A 26500-nucleotide genomic window follows, 5' to 3' on the forward strand; every position below is an offset into this window, starting at 1 on the left:
TCCGGCCGCGGCGCAAGGAGAACTTCACCGTGACGGAAATCGAGATCGGCCGCGGCAAGCGCGGGCGGCGGGCGTACGCGTTCGACGACATCGCCGTGGTGCCGAGCCGGCGCACGCGTGATCCGAAAGAGGTCTCGATCGCCTGGCAGATCGACGCCTACCGGTTCGAGCTGCCGTTCCTGGCGGCCCCGATGGACTCGGTCGTCTCGCCGGCCACGGCGATCCGCATCGGTGAGTCGGGCGGCCTCGGCGTGCTGAACCTGGAGGGTCTGTGGACCCGCTACGAGGACCCCGAGCCGCTGCTCGACGAGATCACCGAGCTGGAGGAGTCCGCGGCGAACCGCAGGCTCCAGGAGATCTACGCCGCGCCGATCCAGGAGGAGCTGATCTTCCGGCGCATCCGTGAGGTCAGGGAGGCCGGCGTGGTCACGGCCGCGGCGCTCTCGCCGCAGCGGACCGCGCAGTTCTCCAAGGCGGTGCTCGACGCGGGCGTCGACATCTTCGTGATCCGCGGCACGACCGTCTCGGCCGAGCACGTCTCCAGCGCGGCCGAGCCGCTGAACCTCAAGCAGTTCATCTACGAGCTCGACGTGCCGGTGATCGTCGGCGGCTGCGCGACCTACACCGCGGCCCTCCACCTGATGCGGACCGGGGCCGCCGGGGTGCTCGTCGGGTTCGGCGGCGGCGCGGCGCACACGACGCGGAACGTGCTGGGCATCCAGGTGCCGATGGCGACCGCGGTGGCCGATGTCGCCGCGGCCCGCAGGGACTACATGGACGAGTCGGGCGGGCGTTACGTGCACGTCATCGCGGACGGCGGCGTCGGCTGGTCGGGCGACCTGCCGAAGGCCATCGCGTGCGGGGCCGACGCGGTGATGATGGGCTCGCCGCTCGCGCGCGCGAGCGACGCCCCCGGGCGCGGCCACCACTGGGGCATGGAGGCCGTGCACGAGGACGTGCCGCGCGGCAAGAAGGTGCACCTGGGCACCGTGGGCACCACGGAGGAGATCCTGACGGGCCCCTCGCAGATCCCGGACGGCTCGATGAACTTCTTCGGCGCCCTGCGCCGGGCGATGGCGACCACGGGCTACTCGGAGCTGAAGGAGTTCCAGCGGGTCGAGGTCACGATCGCCGAGTCCCGCTGAGCGCGGACTCCGGGGCGGCCGTCCGCCCCGGAGTCGCGGGCCCGTTGTGCGACGCGCGTCAGCGGCGCCGCCAGGGCCCGGTGATCGCGAGCAGGATGCCGGGTTCCTGGATGCTGGCGTACAGCGTGTTGCCGTCCGGCGAGAACGTCACCCCGGCGAACTCGCTGTACTCCGGCTCCTCGCGGGTGCCGATGTTGACCTCGTTGCGGGCGAGCGCGAACGTGCCGCCGTGCGGGTCGGTGCCGAACAGGTGCTGCAAGCCCTCGCCGTCCTCCGCGATGACCAGGCCGCCGTAGGGCGAGACCGTGATGTTGTCGGGGCCGTCGGGGCGGCGCCCGCCGAGCGGGCGCGGGTTCACGCCGAAGCGCACCTTGAGGGTGGCGGTGCGGCGCCTCGGGTCGTAGAACCAGACCTGCCCGTCGTGCGGTTCGCCCGGACTCTCGTCCCTGGCGTAGGACGACACGAAGTACGCGCCGCCGTCGCCCCACCACATGCCTTCGAGCTTGCGGCCACGGGTGACGCGGCCCGGGCCGAACTGCTCGCGCACGGGCGTGTCCCGTGCGTCGCGGTCGGGCACGGGCACCCAGTCCACGCCGAGCACCGTGCCCGGCTCGGTGACGCGCGAGAGGTCGTCGACGAACCGGCCGCGGTCGTCGAAGCAGCGGAACGCCTCGAACGCGCCGTCCTCGTCGGCCAGCCGGCCGAGCCGCCCGCGGCCGTGCCTGAACCCGTCGGGGGGCGTCCAGCGGTAGAAGAGGCCGTTCGGCTCGTCGGCGTCCTCCGTGAGGTAGAGATGGCCGCGCCGCGGGTCGACGACGACGGCCTCGTGGTCGAAGCGCCCCAGGGCCTTGATCGGCCGCGGTCCGCGGCCGGCGGACCGGCTGCGCGGGTCGACCTCGAACACGTAGCCGTGGTCGCGGGTCATGCCGTTCTCGCCGGCGAGGTCGGAGTTCTCCTCGCAGGTGAGCCACGTGCCCCACGGCATGGTGCCGCCCGCGCAGTTGTTGGAGGTGCCGGCGATGCCGACCCACTCGGTGACCCGCCCGTGCGGGTCGACCTCGACGACCGTGCAGCCGCCGGGCGCGGCCGGGTCGTACACCAGTCCCTCGGTGAGGGGCACGGGGTGCTCCCACTCGGAACGGGGGCCGTCCATCTCGTGGTTGACGACGAGCAGCACGGTGCCGCGCGGCCCTTCGAAGGTGCCGGTGCCGTCGTGGTTGCCCGGCGTGTACTCGCCGGTGGTCAGCCGGGTGCCGCCGGTGCGGGTGAGGACGCGGTAGCGGAAACCCTCGGGCAGGGACAGCACGCCCTCGGGGTCGGGCACGAGCGGCCCGTAGCCGGCCCCGCCGCCCGGGCGGCCGGGCCCGCCCGCGAGCGCGCCGGGCGCGCTCGCCAGGACCCCCACGCTGCCGGTGAGTGCCACCCCGGTACCGAGGGCGGAGCGGCCCACGAAGGCCCGGCGGCTGAGGCCGGGCGTTCCGCCTGACGCGGTCACGTGTTCGTCTGCGCTCATGGGACATCACCTTGGCGCCGCGGGGAGAATGGCGCCTGAACGCTAGGCGAAGCCGCCCGTACGTCACAACCGGTGTGCTGCCCCCGCGGGCGTCGCGCCCCTGGTGTCGAACAGCAACTGGGCCTTGGTCGCCAGCCCTTGCAGGTCGTACGTGCCGTGGTGCTGGAGCAGCAGGGTCAGGTCGGCGGCGGCGACGGCGTCGTGCAGCGAGTCGGCCCGCGCGACCGGTCGGCCTGCCACGCGCCACTCGGCGGTGAACGGATCGTGGAAGGTCAGCCGCGCGCCGAGCCCGAGCAGCCGGGAGGCGATCTCCCCGGCCGGGGAGCCCGTCAGGTCCGGGAGGTCGGGACGGTAGGTGACGCCGAGCAGCAGCACGTGGGCGCCGCGCACCGACTTGCCGTGCTCGTTCAGCAGGGCGGCAGCCCGTTCGGTGACGTACCGGGGCATGCGCTCATTGACCTGGCGCGCGACGTCCACCAGCCTGAGCCGGCCGCCGGGGTCGCCTGGCGCCGCGTGGCCGCCCGCGCCCGGGCCCGGCCTGAACGCGAGGAAGCCGAACGGCTTGGTCTCGGCGCAGCGCACGACATCCCACAGGTCGATGTTCAACTCGTGGCAGAGGACGGCCATTTCGTTGACGAGGGCGATGTTGACGTGGCGGAAGTTCGTCTCCAGGAGCTTGACCGCCTCGGCCTCGCGCAGCCCCCTGGCCCGCACCACCTTGTCGGTCAGCCGGCCGTAGAACGCGGCGGCTGCCTCGGTGCAGGCGGGCGTGAGGCCGCCGATGACGCGCGGCACGTTGGCGTAGTGGAACGTGCGGCTGCCCGGGTCGAGCCGCCCGGGGGCGTGCGCCAGGTGGAAGTCGTGACCGGCGCGCAGCCCCGAGCCGCGTTCGAGCAGGGGGCGCACGATGTCCTGCGTCGTGCCGGGGTGCACGGCGGATTCGACCACGACCAGCGTGCGCGGGCGCAGTACGGGCGCCAGGGCGCCGGCCGCCGCGCGGACCGCGCCGAGGTCGGGGGCGCGCCCGGCGCCCGGCGGCGTCGGCGCGCAGATCAGCGCGGTGCGGACCCGGCCGAGCACCGCGGCCTCGCTCGTGGCGCGGAACCCGGCGGCGAGCATGCGGCGCAGGTCGGCCGCGGCCAAGGGGGAACCGGCCGGGGGCCGGCCGGCGTTCAGCTCGGTCGCGGCCCCCGGGTCCGCGAGGAAGCCGACGGTGCCGATGCCGGCGGCGGTGGCGGCCCGGGCGGCGGGCAGCCCCAGCGGTCCCAGATCGAGAACGGCGAGATCAGCGGGCATGCGCGGTACGAGTCCCTTCTCCCCTCTGGTCAGCTTAGGGGCATATATGACAGATGTAGCTGATTGACCGGTGCTGCGAGGGCGGTGACGCGCCAGCGGGACGGAATTGGGGAACCATCCGGAGAGCGGGCCCGGCGGCGCGCGGGCGGCGACGGGAAAAACCGGGCGGCACATCCGGTGGGCCGCGCCGAGCAGGGCACCCGTCAGGAGCGGGGGAGCGCCCGGGGCGGCCCGGGGGACGGCGGATCCGGACGACGGAGGAGGCGCACACGTGAGAACAGCCGCGATGGGGCCGCAGCAGCGGGCCGAGGCACTGGCCCGGATGGCGGAGCGCGAACTCGACGTGCTGGTGATCGGCGGCGGTGTGGTCGGCGCGGGAACGGCGCTCGACGCCGTCACGCGCGGCCTGACGACGGGTCTGGTCGAGGCCGGGGACTGGGCCTCCGGCACGTCGAGCCGGTCGAGCAAGCTGATCCACGGCGGACTGCGCTACCTGGAGATGCTGGACTTCGCGCTGGTCAGAGAGGCGTTGAAGGAACGCGGGCTGCTGCTGGAGCGGATCGCGCCGCACCTGGTGCGGCCCGTCCCGTTCCTCTACCCGCTGCGACACCGCGGCTGGGAGCGCTTCTACGCCGGCTCGGGGGTGGCCCTCTACGACACGATGGCGCTGTCCTCGGGGCACGGCCGCGGCCTGCCGAGGCACCGGCACCTGACGCGCGGCCGGGCGCTGCGGGTGGCGCCGTGCCTGCGCAAGGACGCGTTGACCGGCGCGTTGCAGTACTACGACGCGCAAGTGGACGACGCCAGGTACGTCGCCACACTGGTGCGCACCGCCGCGAGCTACGGGGCGCACGTCGCCAACCGCGCGCGGGTCACGGAGTTCCTGCGCGAGGGGGAGCGCGTCGTCGGCGTGCGCGTGCGCGACCTGGAGCAGAACGGCACCTACGAGGTGCGGGCCAAGCAGGTGGTGAACGCCACCGGCGTGTGGACCGACGACACGCAGGCCATGATCGCCGAACGCGGCCAGTTCCACGTGCGGGCCTCCAAGGGCATCCACCTGGTCGTGCCCAAGGACCGCATCCACTCCTCGACGGGCCTGATCCTGCGCACCGAGACGAGCGTGCTGTTCGTCATCCCGTGGGGCCGGCACTGGATCATCGGGACCACGGACACCGCGTGGGACCTGGACAAGGCGCATCCGGCGGCGTCGAGCGCCGACATCGACTACCTGCTCGACCGCGTCAACGCGGTGCTGGCCGTTCCGCTGCGGCGCGACGACGTGGAGGGCGTGTACGCGGGGCTGCGCCCGCTGCTCGCCGGCGAGTCGGACGCGACGAGCAAGCTGTCGCGCGAGCACACCGTGGCGCACCCGGTGCCCGGGCTCGTGGTGGTGGCGGGCGGCAAGTACACGACGTACCGCGTGATGGCGAAGGACGCGGTCGACGCGGCGGTCCACGGCCTGGACCAGCGGGTCGCGGACTGCTGCACGGAGGAGGTGCGGCTGGCCGGCGCCGAGGGCTACCACGCGCTGTGGAACGCGCGGGCCGGGCTCGCGGCGCGGGCCGGCCTGCACGGGGCCCGCGTCGAGCATTTGCTGCACCGCTACGGCTCGCTGACGGAGGAACTGCTCGACCTGATCGCGGCCGACCCCCGGCTCGGCGAGCCGCTGCCGGCCGCGGACGACTACCTCAAGGCCGAGATCGTCTACGCCTGTTCGCACGAGGGAGCACGCCACCTGGAGGACGTGCTGACGCGGCGCACCCGGATCTCGATCGAGACGTTCGACCGGGGCACGCGCAGCGCGCGGGAGTGCGCCGAGCTCATGGCCGGCGTTCTGGAGTGGACACCGGAGCAGATCGAACGCGAGGTCGAGCACTACGAGAAGCGGGTGGAGGCGGAACGCGAGTCCCAGACGCAACCGGACGACCGCACCGCGGACGCGGCCCGCCTCGGCGCCCAGGACGCGGTGCCCCTGTGACCCGGACGGCTCCCGCGGCCCGGTGAGTCGGTGGCATGGGTGACAATGGCCGGGGAAGCCGGAGGGGACGCATGGGCCAAGACAACGGGCACACCGAGCCGCGCGACACGGGCGACAGGAAGGCGCGCGACGGCGTGCCACCGCGAAAGACCGCGGCGGCCGATCCGCGCGTCTCGTCGCACACGCCCTCCGGGAGCGGGGGCGGCAAGGCGGCCGGGCGGCGCGGTGGTTCGCCGGCGGACGCCTCGCGCGCGGAGGCGGAGGCGGACGAGCCGGGCACGGCCGCCGCGCCGGGCGGGCAGAAGGACGCCTCGTCCGGCGGGCGGAAGGATGCTTCGGGGGACGGGCGGAAGGACGACGTTTCCGGCGACGGGCCGAAGGACGCTTCCGGCGACGGGCCGGAGCCCGGGGCCGACGGGCCGGAGTCCGGGTCCGGCGCGGCGAAGTCCGGGTCCGGGACGAAGAAGGCCGGAACCGGGGCGAAGCCCGAGACCGGAACGAAGCCTGGAAGCGCAGCGGAGGCCGGGGCCGGGGCGAAGTCCACGTCCGGCGGGGCGAAGCCCGGGGCCGACGCCTCCGCAGCCGCCGAGCCCGAGCCCGAGCGCGAGTCCGGCGGCGAGGCCGAGGACGCCCCGGGCGAGCCGAGGCCGCCGCGCGGCGGCGACCGCGCGCGCAAGGAGGCCGAGGAGCGCGCCACGCGGGCGGAGGCCCGGGCCACGGAGGTGGTCAGCGGCGTCCGGCTGCTGAACGGGCGGTACCGGCTCGGCTCGGTCGTCGGCCGGGGCGGCATGGGCACCGTGTGGCACGCGACGGACGAAGTGCTCGGACGGGCCGTCGCCGTGAAGGAGCTGCGGCTGCCGCCCGGTGTGGACGACGCCGAGCGCAAGCGGATGATCACCAGGACGTTGCGCGAGGCCAAGGCCATCGCGACCATCCGCAGCCGGGGCGTCGTCACGATCTACGACGTCGTGGACGAGGGGTCGCGGCCGTGGATCGTGATGGAGCTGATCGAGGGCCGCTCGCTCGCCGACATCATCAAGAACGACGGCCCCATGTCGCCGCGCCGCGCGGCCGGGATCGGGCTCGCCGTGCTCGACGTGCTGCGCGCGGCACACGCGGCGGGCATCCTGCACCGCGACGTCAAGCCGTCGAACGTGCTCATCGCGAACGAGGACAACCGCGTGGTGCTCACCGACTTCGGCATCGCCAAGGTCGAGGGCGACCCGTCCATCACCTCGACCGGCATGCTCGTCGGCGCCCCCTCCTACATCTCGCCCGAGCGGGCCAGGGGACGACCCCCCGGCCCGCCGGCCGACATGTGGTCGCTCGGCGGCCTGCTGTACTGCTGCGTCGAGGGCCGTCCGCCCTACGACGAGGGCGGTGCCATCGCCACCCTCGCCGCCGTCATGCACGACCCGGTGCCCGAGCCGCGCAGCGCGGGGCCGTTGACCGAGGTCATCAACCGCCTGCTGGACAAGTCCCCCGAGCAGCGGCTGGACGAGCCGGGCGCACGCCGGATGCTGACCGAGGCGCGTGCGGCGGCCGAGGACTCCACGCTCGTCGTGGGCGCGCCTTCCGAGGCGGCGCCCACGCCGGTGGCGCCGCCGCCGGCCGTGGCCTCCCCCGCGAAGGGCGCCGCTGCCGCGGCCTCGGGCGCCGCCGCGCGGCCGGCCGCAGGACCGGCCGGCGGGGAGCCGACCGGTCCTGTGCCCGTGCGGGCCGGCGGGGAGGACCGGCGGCGGCGCGTGCTGATCGCGGCCGGAGTCGGCGTGGTGCTGCTCGCGCTGATCGGCGTGCTGCTCGCGACCACGCTGGGCGGCGACGAGGGCGAGAACAGCGGCGCGGGCGGTCAGGACACCACCGCCGACCCCACCGCGCCGGCCGACGACGAGGCGCAGGGCGACGAGCCCGCCGATGAGCCGCCCGGGGGCCAGCCGGGGGAGCAGCCGTCCGGCGGCTCCGACGCGACCGAGGCCCCGGAGGACGGCGGGCAGGCCGACGGGGGGCAGGCGGACGGCGCGGGCCCGCCGGGCACCGAGCCGGAGAACGACCCGGACGCGTCCGTTCCCGGCAGCCCCGCGGGGTACGCCGAGGTCGTCGACGAGGACTTCAACTTCCGGATCTCCCTGCCCAGGGGCTGGGAGCGCACCGGCATAGCCGGGCAGAACTCGGGCGGCATATACAGCGCCCCGGACGGCTCCGCGCCCAAGGTGCAGGTCGACTTCACCGGTAGTCCGGGCGAGGACGCGGAGGCGTCCTGGCGCGATCTGGAGCCGGCGGTCAGGGGCAGCAGCTCGGGCTACGAGCTGATAGGCATCGAGGCGGTCGAGTGGCGGGACTACCCGTCCGTGGCCGACTGGCAGTTCGAGCGTACCGAGGACGGTGAGCGGGTACGTGTGCTCAACAGGGGCTTCCGGGTCGACGGTGACCGCGGGTACGCCGTGATGATCACCTGCCCGGTGGAGGAGTGGGACGAGGAGTCCTGCCGCACGCTGAGGGAGACGGCGTTCGCCACATTCCAGCCGTTGAACTGAGAATGATTGGGAGTTGACGGACCGTAGGCGGTTCATGTCCGTGGCGCGTATGGTGAGAGGCCGGATCGGGCGCGGAGGTACGCACGCGGTGGGGAGGCATCGTGGACAGTTACGCGGGGCGGCTGCTGGCCCATCGCTACCGGCTTCCGAGGACGCCGTCGGACGAGTTCGAGCTGATCGAGTCGCGGGCCTTCGACACCGCGAGCGGGCAGGAGGTCCTGGTACGCCAGGTTCCGCTGCCCGAGGTCGTCGAGGCGGAGACCCTCGACGACGACGGCCGGGGGCCGCGGCCCCCGGCGCGCGGCGCTGAGGACGTGGCCACGCGCACGCCGGACGACCCGGTGGTGCGCCGCGCGGTCGAGGCGGCGGTGGCCGCGGCGGGAGTGCCCGACCACCCGCGGCTCGACCAGGTCTTCGACGTCTTCGTGCAGGGCGACGGACTGTGGATCGTCAGTGAGTTAGTACCCGCGAGGCCGCTCGCGGCGGTGCTCGCGGAGGAACGGCTCGGGCCGTTCCGCGCCGCCGAGATCGCGGCCGACCTGCTCGCCGCGCTGCGCATCGTGCACGCGCACGGCTGGACCCACAGGAACGTGACGGCGCGCACCGTCATGATCTGCGAGGACGGGCGCGCGGTGCTCACCGGACTCGCGGCCGGCGCGGCGGAGGAGGCCCTGTGCGGCTACGACCCGCTGCCCGCCGAGACGCAGGACGCCTTCGCCGCGCAGCCGCAGCCGCAGCCGCAACCCGCGCCCGCGCCGCCGCCGGTCGTCGCGGACCCGGCGGCCCGGCCGCCGGCGCACGCCCAGGGCCCCGCGCGACAGGAGCGGCACGACCCGGGGGCGCACGGCCCGCACGGACGGGGCGCAGAGAGCGCGCCGCCCGCGCCGGGGCGCGCGCTGCCGCCCGGGTTCGAGGGGCAGCCGCTCGGCCCCGAGGCGTACCGGCGCTGGGAGACCGGCGCCCTGCCCCGCGTCGAGATCACCGGCGCCGAGGGCCCGCCCACGGCCGGCGGGGGCGCCGCCGGGTTCGTGGCGCGCGTCAGGGAGCAGGGCGGACTGCCCCAGGGGCCGCTCGGCCCCCAGGGCCGGCAGGCGCCGGGGCCGTACGGCACCGGTCCTGGCCCGCAGGCCGCGCCGGGCGCGCAGCCGGGCCGGGGCCAGGGCGAACGGCTGCCCGCCACCTGGGACTTCGAGGGCGGCGCGGGCCGCGAGGCGACCCCGCCGCAGCCCGGCGCCCCGGCCCGCGGCGCCCGCAGCGGCGCCATCGCCGCCTACCGCGCGGGCACGCAGGCCGGCGCGGCGCGCCGCACCGGCCCCGAGCCCGCCCCGGGCCCGGCCGACCTGCCGGGCGGCGGGCGCGCGGCGCACCCGGTCCGCACCGGCTGGGAGCCGGTGCCGCCCCGGGCCGCCGAGCAGCCGCGGGAGCCGGCGCCGCGCGAGGCCCCCGCGCCGCTGCCGTCCGGCCGGCAGCCGGCCGGGGCGATACCGGGTCCCCCGGTCCGCTACCGGGGCCCCGACACGGCGCTGGCCGCCGAGCGCGCGCGGCAGGCGCGCATCATGACGGTGGGCGCCGTTACCGAGCGCTGGGCGCCCGAGCAGGCGGGGCCCGTGTACGAGCACTGGCGGCTCGCGCCGCCGGTCGGCCCCGCGGCCGACTTCTGGGCGCTCGGCGCGCTGCTGTTCCGCGCCGTGCAGGGCCATCCGCCCTACCCCGAGGAGAACGCGGCGGAGCTGGCGCAGGCCGTGTGCGCGGAGCAGCCGGCGTTCGCCGAGGACTGCGGGGCGCTGCGCCCGGTCATCGAGTCCCTGCTGAGGCAGGACCCCACGGAACGTCCGCGCGGCGAGGAACTGCGCGGCTGGCTGCGTTCCCTGCTGCGCAGCGCGCCCGAGCCCGAGGTCGGGCGCAACACCGTGACCGCGCCCCCCGCGCTCGAACCCGGCCGCCCCGCCGACCCCCGGCGGCTGCCGATCCTGCGGCGCCGCGGCGAGCTGGTGGGGCCGCGGCGCCGGCCGCGCCGCTCCGGCGGCCCGCGCCGCCTGGGCCGGGCGCTGCTCGTGGTGGTGCTGCTCGGCCTCGCGGGCGCGGTGGCCTCCGTGCTCGCCTTCATGTCGGAGGACCGCACGACGGGCGGCGCCGCGCCGCCGGTGCCCGAGTCGGGCGAGCCGGAGCCCGGCGGCCCGACGGCGGGCGCGCCGCCGCCGGACGAGCCGGCGCCGCGCCCCACGGGCGACGCGACGCGCCCCTCGCCCGCCGAGGGCGACCAGCAGCTCGCGCCGCCGCCCGAGGGGTACGAGGTGCGGGAGGACGAGAGCGGGTTCGCGCTCACCGTTCCCCAGGACTGGGAGCGGCGGGGCGAGAACGCCGAGGGCCAGGTGATCTTCGCCGGGGAGGGCCTTGAGCTCGTCGTGGTGGCGGGACGGGACCGCGTGGGCGAGTTCGCCGACGACCCGCTCGACTACCAGATGGGCGAGGAGCCCGAGTTGGCCGGCTACCGGGCCTACCAGTTCCGCTCGGCCGAGGACCTCTACGAGACGCGGGTGGGGGACGTGCTGGGCGCCGAAGGCGTGTTCGCCTGGCGGGACGCGCAGGGCGACCGGGTCGCGTTCAACCGGGTGGTCCTCATCGACGGCGGCTACCACGTGGTGCAGGTGCGCGGCCCCGCCGACCAGCGGGAACGGCTCGGTGATGTCTACGAGGTCGCCTCGGAGAGCTACCGGGCCGGCTGACCGGGCGCGGGCCGCGCGTCACCCTTCGTGCCAGTGTTCGCTGGCAAAAACCGGTTACCGACAGGTAGTCAGGGCGGGCCGGGCGGTCGTACTCTCCGGCTATGACGACAGCGCAGCCCGCGTCCCCGGCCCACCCGCCCCGCGTGGTCCCGGCGGAACTGGTCGAGCAGCTGACCCGGGGCGTCATCGGCAGTGGCAGAACCGCCTGCCACTCGCCGCTCACCGGCCTGCCGCTCGCCGAACTGCCGGAGACCTCCGAGGACGAGGTCGCCCTCGCCTTCGACCGGGCCGGAGCGGCGCAGCCGGCCTGGGCCGCGAGACCCGTGCGGGAACGGGCCGCCGTGCTGCTGCGCTTCCACGACCTGCTGCTGCGCCGCCAGGACGCGGGACTCGATCTGATCCAGCTGGAGACGGGCAAGGCGCGCCTGCACGCCCACGAGGAGGTGCAGGCCGTCGCCATGGCGGCCAGGCACTACGGCCGCCGGGCGCCCGCCTACCTGCGGCCGGTTCGGCACGGCGGCGCGTTCCCCCTGCTCACGCGCGTCACCGAACTGCGTCACCCGCGCGGGGTCGTCGGCCACATCTCGCCGTGGAACTACCCGCTCGAACTGTCGGTCGGCGACGCCCTCCCCGCGCTCGTCGCGGGCAACGCCGTCGTGATGAAGCCGGACACCGAGACCGCGCTGACCGCCCTGTGGGCGCGTTCCCTGCTCGTCGACGCCGGGCTGCCGCCCGAGGTGTGGCAGGTCGTGCTGGGCGAGGGCCCGGTCGTCGGCCCGCAGGTCGTGCGGCACGCCGACTACGTCACGTTCACGGGCTCCACGCGCACCGGCCGCGAGGTGGCCGAGCGCGCGGCGGCCCGCCTGGTGGGCGTGAGCCTCGAACTCGGCGGCAAGAACCCCATGATCGTCCTCGACGACGCCGACCTCGACCGCACCGTGGCGGGCGCGCTCCGCGCCTGCTTCGCCTCCGCGGGGCAGCTGTGCATCTCCGCGGAACGGCTGCTGCTGCACGAGCGGGTGGCCGACGCGTTCCTCGACCGCTTCGTCGAACGCGTCGAGGCGCTGCGCCTGGGCGCGCCGCTCGACTGGGGAACGGACATGGGGTCGCTGTGCTCGCAGCGGCAGCTCGACGTGGTGACCCGGCACGTCGAGGACGCCGTCGCGCGCGGCGCCAAGGTCCTCACCGGCGGCCGGCCCAGGCCGGACCTCGGCCCGTACTTCTACGAGCCGACCGTCCTGGCCGACGTGGCGCCGCCGATGCTGGTGTGCGACAACGAGACGTTCGGCCCCGTCGTGTCCGTCCACCGGTTCGCCGACGACGCCGAGGCGGTCGTCCGCGCCAACGCCACGCGGTACGGCCTCAACGCCTCGGTGTGGTCGCGCGACACGCGGCGGGCCCGGCGCGTCGCGGCGCGGCTGCGCGTCGGCAGCGTCAACATCAACGAGGCGTACGGCGCCGCCTACGGCAGCATCCAGGCGCCGATGGGGGGCATGGGCGACTCAGGCATCGGCCGCAGGCACGGCGCCGAGGGCATCCTCAAGTACACCGAGTCGCAGACCGTCGCCGAGCAGCGGCTGGTGCCGATGGCGCCGGCGTTCGGCCTCGACGACCGGCGGTACGCCGGGCTGATGACGCGTTCGCTGCGGGCGCTGAAGACGCTGAGGTTCCGCTGATGTCCCCCGCGCGCGAACGGGCCCGCCGCCGCCCCGGCGGCCGTGACCGGCGGCGCGGCGCCGGGAACGCGGCGGACGCGGGGGACGCGGAGGGCGATGTGCCCGAGGTGTACGACGTGGTCGTGGTCGGCTCCGGCTTCGGCGGCTCGGTGTCCGCGCTGCGGCTGACGGAGAAGGGCTACCGGGTGGCCGTGCTCGAAGCAGGGCGCAGGTTCGGCCCCGGCGACCTGCCGAGGAACTCCTGGGACCTGCGCAACTACCTGTGGGCGCCGCGCCTGCGGCTGTACGGCATCCAGCGCATCCACCTGCTGCGCAAGGTGATGATCCTGGCCGGCGCGGGCGTCGGCGGGGGCTCGCTGAACTACGCGAACACGCTGTACGTGCCGCCCGCCGCGTTCTTCGAGGACCGCCAGTGGCGCGACATCACCGACTGGCAGCGCGAACTCGCGCCGTACTACGACCAGGCCCGCCGGATGCTCGGGGTGCGCACCAACCCGACCGTCACGGCCGTCGACCGGCACCTGAAGGCCGCGGCGGACAGGATGGGCTGCGGCGAAACGTTTCACATGGCGCCGGTGGGCGTCTTCTTCGGCGACGGTGACGACGGCGACGGAACGGCCGTCACCGAGCCGGGCGGCGAGGTGCCCGACCCGTACTTCGGCGGCGCGGGCCCGGCCCGCAGGGCCTGCCTCCAGTGCGGCGAGTGCATGACGGGCTGCCGCAGGGGCGCGAAGAACACCCTCAACGAGAACTACCTGTACCTCGCCGAGCGCGCGGGCGCCGAGGTGCGCCCGCTGACCACGGTCACCGCCGTCACCGAACTCCCGGACGGCCGGGGCCACCTGGTCACCACCGAGCCCACCGACGCGTCGGGGCGCGCGCGCCGGCGCGGGCGCAGAACGTTGCGCGCGCGGCACGTCGTGATCGCCGCGGGCACCTACGGCACGCAGACCCTGCTGCACCGCATGCGCGACAGCGGCGCGCTGCCGCGCATCTCCGACCGGCTCGGGACGCTGACCCGCACCAACTCCGAGGCGCTCGTCGGCGCGCGGACCAGCCCGCGGCGCTACCGCGCCAAGCACGGGCCGGACGCGGGCCCCGACTTCACGCGGGGCGTCACGATCACCTCGTCCATCCACCCGGACGAGCACACGCACATCGAGCCGGTGCGCTGCGGCAAGGGCTCCAACGCCCTGGGGTTCCTGTCCATCGAGCAGTTCCCCAGGGGCGGCCTGCCCCGCGTGCTGTCGTACGCGCTGACGTCCCTGCGGCACCCGTGGCCGTTCCTCGTCTCGATGTCGAACCGCAGGTGGTCGGAGCGGACCATCATCGGCCTGGTGATGCAGACGCACGACAACTCCCTGACCACGTTCCGCAAACGGCGCGGCCCCGGCAAGGGCGCGCTGACGGCGCGGCAGGGCCACGGCGCGCCGAACCCCGACCACATACCCGAGGGCGCCGAGGCGGCACGGCGGCTGGCGGAGGAGATCAACGGGTTCGCGGGCACGAACGTCGGCGAGCTGATCGGCTCCCCGCTGACCGCGCACTTCCTCGGCGGCTGCCCCATCGGCGCCGACGCGACGCGCGGCGTGGTGGACCCCTACCTCAGGCTCTACGGGCACCCGGGCGTCTCGGTCGTCGACGGCTCCGCGGTCTCCGCGAACCTCGGCGTCAACCCGGCGCTGACCATCACGGCGCAGGCGGAACGGGCCATGGCCCTGTGGCCGAACAAGGGCGAGGCCGACCCAAGGCCCGGGCAGGGCGAGGGGTACGTTCCGCTGCCACCGGTCGCGCCGCGTTCGCCCGCCGTGCCCGCCGGGGCGTTCGGGGAGCTGCGCCCCGCCGTCGTCCTCCCGGTCCCCGAGGTGCCGAAGCGGGCGGCCGAGGGGACCTGAGGCGCCGGGGGCGCGCCCCCGGCGGCGCGGCGAAGGGGCCCGTCCCCCGGGGGAGTGGGAACGAGCCCCTTCGGTCTGTGCGGCCCGCGCGGGCCCCGCGCGCCGGTCGTGCGCGCCACGCGCCGCCGCGCGGGGCGGACTTCGCCGGCGTGACCGCGCGGCGAACGGGGTGATCAACCGGTCTCGCGCCCCGTACGACCGGCGGGGGCGCCGGGAGGTTGTGGACGGCCGCGTCACGATTCGGCCACGTATGGTTCGGCGGGCCCGCCGCGTGGCGGGCCCGCCGACGGGAGCCGGGCCGGGGGCGCGGCTCCCGCACAGCACGGGCGACAGGGCGGCGCCCGTGCTGGCGGCGGCGCCGGGGGGAGGGCGCCGCGGCCGTTGGCCGGACCACTGGAGGGGGTGCGCCGTGGTCCGCCAACAGGTCTCGGTTGTCGGGAAAGCCGTTCCGCGCCGCGGGCGGCGCGGTGGAGTGGTGCGAGGGCGCGGCGGCCGGTTCCCGGCGTCCCGGGAACCGGCCGCCCGCCAGGACGTGACCGGCCTGCTGTCCCCTGCTGCCCGGCCACCGCACCGGGGCGAGGTCCCATGGCGCACGGCCCTCGCCACACCGCGGGGGCCGGAACGCCTCATCGCCCCGGGGACAACCCCTTCAACGAACCCCTCCACGGCCGGTCACGCTCCGGACGGGTGACACTTCGCGGGTGTGCCCCAAGACCACACGGCCCCCCGGCGCCCGGGGCAGGAGCGGCGCGGCGGCGGGCAGGGCGCCGTCCTGGCCCGCCTCCGTCCCGCTGCCGCCCCGCCCCGGCCCGGCAGGCCCCGATAGAGTCGCCTGACCATGGACGCGCGCACGGGGAACGAGATGGTCGACATCCCGCCGGGCAGGGTGACGCTGTCGGACCGGCGGACGCGGCGCAGTTGGCAGGTCGAACTCGCGCCCTACCAGCTCGCGGCCTTCCCGGTCACCCAGGCGCTCTACGCACAGATCTCCGGCCGGCGGCCGGGCGCCGCCCACGGGGACCACCTGCCCGTCGAGTGCGTCTCCTGGTGGGACGCGGTGCGGTTCTGCAACGCCCTGTCCCGGCGCGACGGGTTCACGCCCGCGTACCGCATCCCTGCCGACATCTCTGCCGACGCCGAGAGCATCGGGTGGGACGCATCCGCCGACGGGTACCGGCTGCCGAGCGAGGCCGAGTGGGAGCACGCCTGCCGCGCCGGTACCACCGGGCCGCGTTACGGGGACCTCGACGAGATCGCCTGGTACCGGGGCAACTCGCTCGACCGCATCCACGAGGTGGGCGGGAAACGCCCCAACGCGTGGGGGCTGCACGACATGCTCGGCAACGTCTGGGACTGGTGCTGGGACGTCTACGACGCCGAGGTCTACGGCACCTACCGGGTGCTGCGGGGCGGTGGCTGGTTCGATGAGCACTGGAGTTGCCGGGCCTCCGCGCGACGCCGCAGCCACCCGACCTTCCAGGTCGACGACGTCGGCTTCCGCATGGCGCGTTCCGTCAGGCGTTGACCCACGCCGCGGGCGGAGGCCGTCAGGCGGCGCGCCGTTGACGGAGACGCGGGGGTCCGGGGTTCCGGCCGTGCGCGGTGGGGATCAGGTCATCCCGCGTGGTCGGTGCACGGGATCCACCTACGCACGGGGAAGGCAGCCGTGACGACTCGGAGAACGTCCGCGTCCCTGAGTTCGCCGTGTGGCCGGCCGGTACGGATTCCCGTACGTGGGCACCCGACTTCGCTCACGTGCCGCGCCATCACTTCGCCCCGTCCTTGTGCCGTTCCGCCGACTCCAGCCGGGGGTGACTTCCGAGGTGACGCATCATCAGAATGGAGCCTCACTGTGCCGCAATGGTCTGAATACACCAACGGCCAGCGCATCAAGGTTCTGCGCGGTGCTGAGCTGCGCCAACCTGATCTCGCCGAGATGACCGGGCTGTCCGTCGTCACGATCCAGAAGGCCGAACAGGACAAGGCCCTGTCTCTCACCACCCTGCTGAAGATCGCGTCGGCCCTCGGCGTGGACACGAGCGTCATCCTGGGCCAGCAGGAGCCGCGACGTGCGATGTCGCAGGACGACCGGGCGATGGTCCGCGCCCTGTCCCGGGCCGTGCACGACTCCTGGGTGGGACTGGTCCCCGCGACCGCTGTAGCAGTTCCTGCCAATGAGTTGCGCGACGCCGTCGACCGATGCTGGGCAATGTACTGGGAAGGCCGATACGCCGAGGCCGGGGCCGTGATCGCGCCGCTGCTCGCTGCTGCCGCCGCGCACCGCCACGACCAGCCCCACGATCGGCAGGCGAGCGCCAACGGGCTGCTGTCGGACGCCTACCGCCTGGCAGCCTATGTCGCGGGCGCGCGCCTGGGTAGCGAACACCGGGCGCACGGAACGGTGTTCGGGCCTGTGTCGGCCACGACGCAAGCCGTTGGGATCAACCTGGGGCTTGGCCGCGTGGGGAATGCCTTGGCGCTGGTGGAGAGCACCACGGACGTGTCGCCGCTGTCCGAGGCCGCGCAGAACCGGTACGCGATGGACAAGGCCATGGTCCAGGCCGAGGCGAAGATGTGGGACGCGTCGCTCGACACTTTGGAGGAGACGCTACGACGGGCCCCGGCGTGGGCGCGGCATCAGGCGTTGCCAGGGATGATCGTTCGGAAGGTGGGGGCGGCCAGCACCGCACGCCTGCGCCAAGTGTCCACGTTGATCGGCGCCCAGCCCACGGAACTGGGTGGGTTCGCCCCGGCGACGGAGAAGTCCGTGCTGTAGTCGTCCGCCCCGGACGACTTCGTGGGAGCGGGACCGATAGCCGTTCGGCGCCCGGAGACCTCCACAGCCCGCCGGGCGATGGCGGGCTCGAACGCTGCCCCTCAACTTCCGCCGAGGAGTACCGTTCAGGTGTCGAGACAGAGCGGAACACACACGGGAGTCCGTATGCCCGACCATTTCGACGAGCACATCGGTACCCGCCTGCGAGAGCTGCGCAAGAGGCGCGGTCTCACCCAACGGGAGCTGGCGAACCACTCGGGAGTCTCGCTCTCCACTATCCGCAACGTGGAACAGGGAACGCAGACCGCTGTCAGGCTGGAGACCGTGCGGAAGCTGGCCTCCGCGCTGCGCACACGGACCAGCATCCTCGCGGCGCGTGAACCGAGCGGTCAGGAAAACGCCCCGACCGCGGTGTGGGACGAGTTGCGGCGTGCCGTGGAGCAGCCGCACGGTGACCTGCCGGAGCCGCCCACCGTGGACGGCGTCGAAGAAGCCCTGCGCGCGGCGCGCGCGGCGTACTTCGCCGACGATTTCGACTCGCTCGCGGCGCGGCTCCCGGTGTTGCTGCGCGACGCGGACTCGCTCGGTGACGCCTCGACCGCTCGCGATGTCAGAGCGCGGTTGCTCGGCTTCACCGGATCGGTGCTGACGCAGGTTCGTCAATGGCGAGCGGCCGACACAGCGCTGGAGCGTGCGCTGGATGCGGCGCCGGACGCGGCGACCGCCGCCGGGATCATCAACACCCGCTGCTGGCTGCTCCTTCGGCAGGGGCATCTCACGGAGGCCAGGGAGACGGCTACGCGGTGGGCGGACGACGTGGAGCCTCGGCGGGTTTCCCGAGCCACGCCAGATGACCTCGCGGCGTGGGGATTCCTGCTGCTCAAGGTGGCGGCGGCGAGTATTCGGGACAATCGTCCGGGCGAGGCCGACACCGCGTTGAAGATGGCGCAGGGGGCGGCCGTGATCACCGGCAGGGACCTGGGGTACGGGCGCCGGATGAACCGTTGGAGCCCAACAATCGTGGCGCACAAGCGGGTCGAGCACTTGGTCATCACGGAGCAGCCGGACCGCGCGCTCGCGCTCGCGGACCAGACCGCGAAAATCGCCCCTCGCCATCGGCTCCCGTCGGACGGCAACGCGAATCGACACCTGCTGGACACGGCGAACGCACACGCCCAGCTGCGGGACTACGGCGAGGCCATGGGGACACTGCTCGAAGTCCACAGGCGTGCGCCCTCGTGGCTGGCCAATCAGCGCTACGCCAGGGACATCCTCGGCAACATCGTCGCCAAGCGGCGAACGCTGACTCCGGAGATGAGGATGCTGGCGGAGGCGATCGAGCTACCTGTCTGACTGGTACTTCACCGTTACTCTCAGTGGAATTACCATTGAGAGTGATCGCCTGCTTACTTAACGTCGTTGGACATGGTTCTCCCTTTGGAGTCTTCATGACGACGACGCACAACCTGTCGGCCTCTTCCGACCCCGATGCTGTGCCCGGGTGGCTGCTTTGCGGATCGGCGGTGGTGCTGCCGTCGGGCCGGTCAGTGGTCCGGTGGGCGATTCCTCCGAACGCGGGCTGTCCGGCCGAAGCGGCCTCCCTGCGTGGCGTGTTGGGGGGTGTGAGGTGAGTGGGGCGGGGTGTCTTCATTCCGGTGAGCTGGAGTTGCGGCCGGACGGGAAGCATTGCCCGAGTTGCGGGGTGCTGATCTATGCGGCTGCCGTGTGCCGGTGGCCGGTTCCTGAACCGCTTCCTGAGCCGGTGGGCACCGAGCCGCGTTCCGTGCCGGGCGGGGAGGTGCGGCGGTGAGGGGAGTTCTGGTCGCTGTCGAGATCGACGCGGGAACGGTGCGGGTGGGGGATCAGGTCATGATCGGGGGCCAGCCGTTCGTCGTGCGGAACATGACGGCGATGGGGTCCGGGCGCAAGCGGTTGGTGTTCGGGACGGGGGAGACGTTCGTCATGGGCCCAGCGACGGTGTTGTGGGCCGCGCGCCGCCATGATCCCCGCATCCCGCGTGGTCGGTTCACGGGGTCCGCCTCCACACGGGGAAGGCAGCCGTGACCGACTCGGAGAACGTCCGCGTCCGTGAGTTCGCCGCGCGTCTGGGCGGTGCGGATTCCAGTACGTGGACACCCGTGTTCGCCCACGTGCCGCGCCATCACTTCGTCCCGTCCTTCCACGCCATGACCGGCGACGGGTGGGCAGAGGTCAAGAGCGGTGATCCCGGTTACCTGGACGGCGTCTACTCGGACGACGCGCTCACCACGCAAACCGATGACAAGGGAATCCCGAACTCGTCATCGAGCGCGCCGTCACTGATGCTCGCCATGCTCGACGCCCTGGACGTGCGGCCCGGAGACACCGTGTTCGAACTCGGCACCGGGACGGGCTACAACGCGGCACTGCTCTGTGCACGTCTCGGTGCCGAAAGAGTGGTCAGCGTCGATGTCGACGTGCGACTTGTCGAAGCTGCCCGGGACCGGCTGGCCGAACTCGGATACTTCCCGACCCTGGCGGCCGGGGACGGGGCGGCCGGTTACCCGGAGAAGGCGCCGTACGGCTGCCTGATCGCCACAGCGAGGCTCCGGCACATCCCCCGCGCGTTCCTCGAACAGTCGGCGGAAGGCGCGGTCATGGTGCTGCCGCTCGGCTTCGCTGTCGCCCGGCTCACCGTGAACGGTACCGGCCAAGCTCACGGCCGTTTCCTGCCGTTGCCGGCGTACTTCATGCCGCGCCGAGTGGACGCCGCACCGCCGCGCTTCGCCGAATCGGAGACTCAGGAAGCCCGTTCCACGTCGGTCGATGTCGCCGGAGTGCTTGACCGGCTGAGCTTCCCCATGTCGCTCGCCAAGCCGGACTACACGTCCTGCACGTGGATGGACGACGACGGCGCCCCGAACGCGATCGGCCTGTGGACCGGTGACGGGTCCACGGCCACGGCCACCATGACGGGCAAGGTCCGCCAGGTCGGCCCGCGACGGCTGTGGGAGGAGCTGGAACAGCTCGCCGTTACGTTCGGAGACATCGACCGTGTGGCGCGGGAGGATTTCAGTATCACGGTCACCCCGGACGGTCAGCGCGTCCGGTACGGAACGGAGGACGGTCCTTCCTGGGCGCTGCCCGGGGAATGACAGACGGACTTCCGTGCAGCGACACGTGTGCCTGTCCACGAAGTGCGGCGCACGCTCTCCGGCCCGCAGTGCCATGCCGCCGTGCCCCGCCCGCGGGTGTGGACCGGCGGGCGGGGCGTCGTTTCCGAACGGGATCGGCGCGGAACGGGGTCAGGCCCGGCCTCGGCACAGGTCGAGCAGGGTCATGGCGAGGCCGGTGCCCGGGGCGCCGAGGACGTCGCGGTAGCGGCGGAGGATGTCCATCTCGCGGGCCAGGTGGACGCGGCGCCCGCCGGAGGCGATGCGGGCGGCCTGGACCTGCCGCGAGACGGTGACGCGTTCCTCGATGAGTCCGATGATGCGCGCGTCCAGGTCGTCGATCCTGGCCCGGGCGGTCGCGATGACCTCCTCGGGGGAACGTTCCGCCGCGTCGTCCGCCGGGGCGTCGAGCGCGGGTGCGGGCGCGGGGGAGGGGGTGGTGGGGTCGGTGGTGGCGGTCATGGCCGGGTCTCCTCGGTGTGCTCGGGAAGCCGGGACCCGCGCCCGCGACCGCCGACGCGAACGCCCCGGGCCGCTGCTCGCGGGCCCGGGGCGTTCGCTGGAAAGTCGCTGTCTCTCACTGGGTCAGTGCGGTGCGCAGCGCTCCTCACGGCAGCCGGCCGGGCCGGTGCCATAGGTAAACCCTCGGGTGAGGGAGCGCGAACGCACGGTGTGACGCATGCCGCGAGTATGCCAGGGCCCGCGGCGTGCGGCCAAGCGGCGCCGGGCCCGTAGACTTTTGGTCAGCGACCGGGGGAAGCAAGGAAGGCAGCTCTTTCGTGGCAGACACGGACACCGACACCGTTCTCGTCGTCGACTTCGGCGCCCAGTACGCCCAGCTCATCGCGCGCCGGGTACGCGAGGCGCGGGTCTACAGCGAGGTGGTGCCCTCGACCACCCCGGTGGACGAGATCCTGGCCCGCGGGCCGCGCGCGATCATCCTCTCCGGCGGACCCTCGTCGGTGTACGCCGAGGACGCGCCGGGCATCGACCCCGCGCTGTTCGACGCGGGCGTTCCGGTCCTCGGCCTGTGCTACGGCTTCCAGTTGATGGCGCAGGCGCTCGGCGGCACCGTCGACAACACCGGCGCGCGCGAGTACGGGCGCACCGCGCTGAACGTGGCCAGGCCGTCCTCCACGCTGTTCGAGGGCACCCCGGACGAGCAGCAGGTGTGGATGTCGCACGGCGACGCGTGCTCCGCCGCCCCCGAGGGGTTCGCGGTCACCGCGGCCACCGGGACCGTTCCCGTGGCGGCGTTCGAGAACGACGAGCGGCGGCTGTACGGCGTGCAGTACCACCCCGAGGTGATGCACTCCACGTACGGGCAGCAGGTGCTGGAGCACTTCCTGTACCGGGGGGCCGGGATCGCGCCGACCTGGACCACGGGCAGCATCGTCGAGGAGCAGGTCGCCGAGATCCGCGCCCGGGTCGGTGGCCGCCGCGCGATCTGCGCGCTGTCCGGCGGCGTCGACTCCGCGGTGGCGGCGGCCCTGGTCAACCGCGCCATCGGCGAGCAGCTGACGTGCGTGTACGTCGACCACGGGCTGATGCGCACGGGTGAGACCGAGCAGGTCGAGAAGGACTTCGTCGCGGCCACGGGCGCGCGGCTGCGCGTGGTGGACGCCTCCGAGCGGTTCCTCGGCGCGCTGGCCGGGGTCACCGACCCCGAGACCAAGCGCAAGATCATCGGACGCGAGTTCATCCGCGTCTTCGAGCAGGCCCAGGCCGAGCTGATCGCGGAGGCGGGCGCGGCGGGGGACGACGTCGCGTTCCTGGTGCAGGGCACCCTCTACCCCGACGTCGTGGAGTCGGGCGGCGGCACAGGAACGGCCAACATCAAGTCGCACCACAACGTGGGCGGGCTGCCCGAGGACATCGAGTTCGAGCTGATCGAGCCGCTGCGCAAGCTGTTCAAGGACGAGGTCCGGATGGTCGGCCAGGAGCTGGGCCTGCCGGACGAGATCGTGCAGCGGCAGCCGTTCCCCGGCCCCGGGCTCGGCATCCGCATCATCGGTGAGGTCACGCGCGAACGCCTCGACGTGCTGCGCGCCGCCGACGCCATCGTCCGCGAGGAGCTGACGGCGGCCGGGCTCGACCGGGAGATCTGGCAGTGCCCCGTGGTACTGCTGGCCGACGTGCGCAGCGTCGGCGTCCAGGGCGACGGCCGCACCTACGGGCACCCCGTGGTGCTGCGGCCGGTGTCGTCCGAGGACGCGATGACGGCCGACTGGTCGCGCCTGCCGTACGACCTGCTGGCGAAGATCTCCACCCGCATCACCAACGAGGTCCGCGACGTCAACCGCGTCACCCTCGACATCACCAGCAAGCCGCCCGGCACCATCGAGTGGGAGTGAACGGAACGGCCGGGGCGCGCGCCGCATGAGCCGCGCCCCGGCCGTTCCATGTCACACCAGCCGGCGCGCGGTGGCCCAGCGGGTCAGCTCGTGCCGGTTGGACAGCTGGAGCTTGCGCAGCACGGCGGAGACGTGGCTCTCCACCGTCTTCACCGAGATGAACAGCTCCTTGCCGACCTCCTTGTAGGCGTAGCCCCGGGCGATCAGCCGCAGCACCTCGCGTTCGCGCTGCGTGAGCCGGTCCAGGTCCTCGTCCACCGGCGCCGCCTCGGACGAGGCGAACGCGTCGAGCACGAACCCCGCCAGCCGCGGCGAGAACACCGCGTCGCCCTCCGCGACCCGGAAGATCGCGTCCACCAGGTCGGTCCCCGTGATCGTCTTCGTGACGTAGCCGCGGGCGCCGCCGCGGATCACCCCGATCACGTCCTCGGCCGCGTCCGACACCGAGAGCGCCAGGAAACGCACCGGGTCCTGGGCCGCCGCGATCAGGTCCGCGCAGCGCCGCAGCACCTCGACCCCGCCGCCGCCCGGCAGGTGCACGTCCAGGAGCACCACGTCGGGGCGGGCCGCCTTGATCACCGTGACCGCCTGGTCGGCGTCGCCCGCCTCGCCCACCACCTCGATGCCGCTCTCCTCGGTGCGGCCGATCTCCGCGCGCACCCCGGCCCGGAACATGCGGTGGTCGTCGACCAGGACCACGCGGGCCCTGCGCTCCTCGGGTGTCGGGTTCATTCCGCTCGCTCCATCGTCAGTTCCACCTCTGTGCCCTCGCCGGGCGCGGACCGCACGCGCGCCGAGCCGCCGTTGCGCCGCATCCGGCCGATGATGGACTCCCGCACGCCCATCCGGTCGGCCGGCACGGACTCCGGGTCGAACCCGGGGCCGCGGTCGCGCACCGACACGAAGACGGTACGCCCCTCCACCTCCGCGAAGACCCGCACCGGCCCGCCCTCGCCACCGTACTTGGCGGCGTTCACCATCGCCTCGCGCGCGGCCTGCAACTGCGCCGCGAGACCCTCGTCCACCGGGCAGTCCCCGACGCAGACCACCTCGATGGGCACGCCGTGGTGGTCCTCGACCTCCGCGACGGTGGCCCTGACCGCGGCGGCGAACGTCTCCTGCTCCTCCTTCTCGTCCGCCTTCTCGGGACCCTCGGCCGACCGGTACAGCCAGGCGCGCAGGTCGCGTTCCTGCGCGCGGGCCAGCCTGGCCACCTCGCGCGGCCGGTCCGCGTTGCGCTGGATCAGCGTCAGCGTGTGCAGCACCGAGTCGTGGATGTGCGCGGCGACCTCGGCCCGCTCCTGCGCGCGGATGCGCATGGTGCGCTCCTCCGACAGGTCCTGCACCATGCGCACCAGGTAGGGGCCGGCCAGCAGCGCGATGCCGACGAGCACGGCCACGGACGCCTGGAACACCAGGGCCAGGTTCTCCGTGGACTCCGAGGCGCTGCGGCCCAGCACGAACGTGCCCACGCCCAGGCTGACCAGCAGCGCGCCCGCCGCGCTGCGCAGCAGCGGCAGCCAGCGGCTGCGGCGGGTGGCGGCGGCCCAGTGGGCGCGCCGGGAGTTGTCCGCCTGCCGCCACACGACGGCCGCGCCGACGCCGAGCATCAGCAGCGGCCACAAGTAGCCGTCGCTGATGGGGAACTGCACGTTCCCGGCCAGCACGCCGAGCGTCGCGGCCAGCACCAGGAACGCGATGACCTGGCCCTTGTCCGGCCGGTGCGGCAGGCGCCTGCGCGCCGGGGCGCCGGCCTCACGCGGCGCGGCGGGCGCCTGCTGCGGCGCGCCGAGCGGCACGACGAACCAGAAGACGCCGTACAGCAGCACGCCGAGCCCGTTCGCCGGCATCAGCGCGAAGAACACCAGCCGCACCCACGACACCGGCAGCGCCAGGTGGCCCGCCAGGCCCTGCGCCACGCCGCCGAGCCAGCGGCCCTCCGCGCTGCGGTACAGCTTGCGCACGGGGGCCTCGTCCACGGCGGCGCCTGCGGGGGTGGCGGTCGTCATGGCACGATCGTCACACGAACGGCCTGGCCGGGACATCAGGGGCGCCCCGGAGAGCACGTCAGGGAACGATGGGGGACCGCCCCGGATACCGCGCGGGGAGCACTGCGTCACCATGGTGGGCATGACCGAAGAGCTGACCGCCACGCCGGGGGAACGCGCCCGCGCCGGGGACCGGCTGGCGCGGAGCCGGCGCCACAAGGTCGTCGGCGGTGTGTGCGGCGGGCTCGGGCGGTACTACCACCTGGATCCGGTGATCTTCCGTGTGCCGCTCGCGGTCCTCTCGGTCATCGGCGGCCTCGGGCTCGTCGCGTACGGCGCGGCGTGGCTGCTGCTCCCGTTCGAGGGCGAGGAGGAGAACGAGGGCCGCAGGCTGCTGTCCGGCCGGGTCGAGGGCCCCGGGCTGACGGCGCTGCTGTTCCTCGTCGCGGGGTGCGGGCTGCTGCTGGCCTCGCTCGGCAGCCGGGGCGCGGCCTCCTGGTTCTCCGTCATGCTGCTCGGGGCGCTGGCCGCCGCCGCCTACTGGTCGCGGGGGCGCGCCACGGCGCAGGCCGCCGGGGACGGCGGCGAGCCGGCGAAGGGGACCACCGCGCAGGTGGTCGCGGAGGCGCCCCCCGAGGCGCAGGCCCCGCCCGCGCCGGTCGGCCCCTCGTGGTGGCAGGGCACGGGGCCGCGCCCCGGCGGCTACCTGTGGGGTCCCGCGGACGCGGAGCCCGGGGACTTCGCGGCCGGCCCCGCGCCCGGCGGGGACGCGGCGGCGCCGGGGCCGCCGGCCCGGCCGCGGGCGGTGGAGCCGAAGGAGTTCAGGCTCGGCGGGCCGCTGCTGCTGCTGGCCGGCGGCGCGTTCCTGGCCGCCACGGCGGTGGCCTGGGAACGGCAGCCGCTCGGCCCGACGCTGGTGATCGGGCTGTCGGCGGCGCTGGTCGTGTTCGGACTCGGGCTCGTGGTCAGCGCGTTCGTGGGCCGGCTCGGCGGCGGCACGATCGCCGCGGTGCTGGTGACCGGGGTGCTGCTGGCCGGTGCCTCGGTGCTGCCCGAGAACATCACGACCGAGTGGCAGCTGCGTTCGTGGCGGCCTGAGGCGGTGGACGCCGTGGCGGAGCGGTATGTGCTCGGCACCGGTGAGGGGGAACTCGACCTGACGGGGGCCGTGCCCGCCGAAGGCGAGACGCTGGGGGTCACCGTGGAGGCGGGCGCCGGGCAGCTCCGCGTGCTGGTGCCCCGGGACGTCGAGGTGACGGTGCACACGGAGATCGGCGCGGGCGTGTTCACCTACGACTCGCCGTCCGCGGGCACGTGGAAGGGGTACGAGGACTCCTGGGGCGGGCTCGGGCACGAGCGGACGCGCAGCTACCCGGCCGAGCCGGGCGCCGAGCCGGGCGGCGAGGTCGAGCTGTGGCTGGAGATGGGAGTCGGTCACGTGACGGTGGAGCGGTCGTGAACGGGGAG

Annotated in this window: 17 protein-coding genes; 12 read left to right on the plus strand and 5 right to left on the minus strand. The window is 74.2% G+C overall.

Annotated features, from left to right (window positions below):
* Window positions 1-29: 29 nt before the first annotated feature.
* Window positions 30-1145: a GuaB3 family IMP dehydrogenase-related protein gene (locus tag LC193_RS19295; RefSeq protein ID WP_226075868.1), complete on the plus strand. Its 1116-nt coding sequence runs from the start codon at window positions 30-32 to the stop codon at window positions 1143-1145.
* A 58-nt stretch (window positions 1146-1203) separates the two neighbouring features.
* On the opposite strand, the gene LC193_RS19300 is transcribed toward LC193_RS19295, so the two are convergent.
* Window positions 1204-2658, minus strand: a complete 1455-nt coding sequence (locus LC193_RS19300) for an alkaline phosphatase PhoX (protein ID WP_226075870.1) — start codon at window positions 2656-2658, stop codon at window positions 1204-1206.
* Window positions 2659-2721: 63 nt separating this feature from the next.
* Window positions 2722-3954: a nucleotide sugar dehydrogenase gene (locus LC193_RS19305; RefSeq protein ID WP_226075872.1), complete on the minus strand. Its 1233-nt coding sequence runs from the start codon at window positions 3952-3954 to the stop codon at window positions 2722-2724.
* Window positions 3955-4225: 271 nt separating this feature from the next.
* On the opposite strand from LC193_RS19305, the gene LC193_RS19310 reads away from it, so the two are divergent.
* The 9 genes from LC193_RS19310 (at window position 4226) to LC193_RS19350 (ending at window position 20673) form a co-directional block, all read left to right on the plus strand.
* On the plus strand, window positions 4226-5932 hold the full coding sequence (locus LC193_RS19310) for a glycerol-3-phosphate dehydrogenase/oxidase (RefSeq protein WP_226075875.1): 1707 nt from the start codon (window positions 4226-4228) through the stop codon (window positions 5930-5932).
* A gap of 71 nt (window positions 5933-6003) precedes the next feature.
* The gene (locus tag LC193_RS19315; RefSeq protein ID WP_226075877.1) at window positions 6004-8466 is read left to right on the plus strand and encodes a serine/threonine protein kinase; all 2463 of its coding nucleotides are present in this window, start codon (window positions 6004-6006) and stop codon (window positions 8464-8466) included.
* A gap of 101 nt (window positions 8467-8567) precedes the next feature.
* Window positions 8568-11192: a protein kinase family protein gene (locus tag LC193_RS19320; RefSeq protein ID WP_226075879.1), complete on the plus strand. Its 2625-nt coding sequence runs from the start codon at window positions 8568-8570 to the stop codon at window positions 11190-11192.
* A gap of 101 nt (window positions 11193-11293) precedes the next feature.
* Window positions 11294-12868 (plus strand): succinic semialdehyde dehydrogenase, encoded by a 1575-nt coding sequence (locus tag LC193_RS19325; protein ID WP_226075881.1) that lies wholly within the window; start codon window positions 11294-11296, stop codon window positions 12866-12868.
* Window positions 12868-14763 (plus strand): GMC family oxidoreductase, encoded by a 1896-nt coding sequence (locus LC193_RS19330; protein WP_318842170.1) that lies wholly within the window; start codon window positions 12868-12870, stop codon window positions 14761-14763. The genes LC193_RS19325 and LC193_RS19330 overlap by 1 nt, the downstream gene beginning before the upstream one ends.
* 838 nt (window positions 14764-15601) lie before the next feature.
* Window positions 15602-16288 carry a formylglycine-generating enzyme family protein gene (locus tag LC193_RS19335; RefSeq protein WP_226075882.1) on the plus strand — a complete coding sequence of 229 codons (687 nt, stop codon included), beginning with the start codon at window positions 15602-15604 and terminating at the stop codon, window positions 16286-16288.
* A 327-nt stretch (window positions 16289-16615) separates the two neighbouring features.
* The gene (locus LC193_RS19340) at window positions 16616-17539 is read left to right on the plus strand and encodes a helix-turn-helix domain-containing protein (protein ID WP_226075883.1); all 924 of its coding nucleotides are present in this window, start codon (window positions 16616-16618) and stop codon (window positions 17537-17539) included.
* A 165-nt stretch (window positions 17540-17704) separates the two neighbouring features.
* The gene (locus tag LC193_RS19345; protein ID WP_226075884.1) at window positions 17705-18892 is read left to right on the plus strand and encodes a helix-turn-helix domain-containing protein; all 1188 of its coding nucleotides are present in this window, start codon (window positions 17705-17707) and stop codon (window positions 18890-18892) included.
* An 833-nt stretch (window positions 18893-19725) separates the two neighbouring features.
* Window positions 19726-20673, plus strand: coding sequence for a methyltransferase domain-containing protein (locus LC193_RS19350; RefSeq protein WP_226075886.1), 948 nt, complete (start codon window positions 19726-19728; stop codon window positions 20671-20673).
* Between the two features lie 150 nt (window positions 20674-20823).
* Here the strand turns inward: LC193_RS19350 and LC193_RS19355 are convergent, their stop codons facing one another.
* Window positions 20824-21153, minus strand: coding sequence for a chorismate mutase (locus LC193_RS19355; RefSeq protein WP_226075888.1), 330 nt, complete (start codon window positions 21151-21153; stop codon window positions 20824-20826).
* Between the two features lie 317 nt (window positions 21154-21470).
* On the opposite strand from LC193_RS19355, the gene guaA reads away from it, so the two are divergent.
* Window positions 21471-23045, plus strand: coding sequence for a glutamine-hydrolyzing GMP synthase (gene guaA / locus LC193_RS19360; RefSeq protein ID WP_226075890.1), 1575 nt, complete (start codon window positions 21471-21473; stop codon window positions 23043-23045).
* A gap of 51 nt (window positions 23046-23096) precedes the next feature.
* Here the strand turns inward: guaA and LC193_RS19365 are convergent, their stop codons facing one another.
* Window positions 23097-23777, minus strand: a complete 681-nt coding sequence (locus tag LC193_RS19365) for a LuxR C-terminal-related transcriptional regulator (protein ID WP_226075892.1) — start codon at window positions 23775-23777, stop codon at window positions 23097-23099.
* Window positions 23774-25054, minus strand: a complete 1281-nt coding sequence (locus LC193_RS19370) for an ATP-binding protein (protein ID WP_226075895.1) — start codon at window positions 25052-25054, stop codon at window positions 23774-23776. Before LC193_RS19370 ends, LC193_RS19365 begins: the two co-directional genes overlap by 4 nt.
* Window positions 25055-25175: 121 nt before the next feature.
* On the opposite strand from LC193_RS19370, the gene LC193_RS19375 reads away from it, so the two are divergent.
* Complete coding sequence (locus tag LC193_RS19375; RefSeq protein WP_226075899.1) at window positions 25176-26492, plus strand: PspC domain-containing protein; 1317 nt, start codon at window positions 25176-25178, stop codon at window positions 26490-26492.
* The last annotated feature ends 8 nt before the right edge of the window (window positions 26493-26500 follow it).

It is taken from the genome of Streptomyces marincola, assembly GCF_020410765.1.
GTDB classification, from domain to species: Bacteria; Actinomycetota; Actinomycetes; order Streptomycetales; family Streptomycetaceae; genus Streptomyces; species Streptomyces marincola.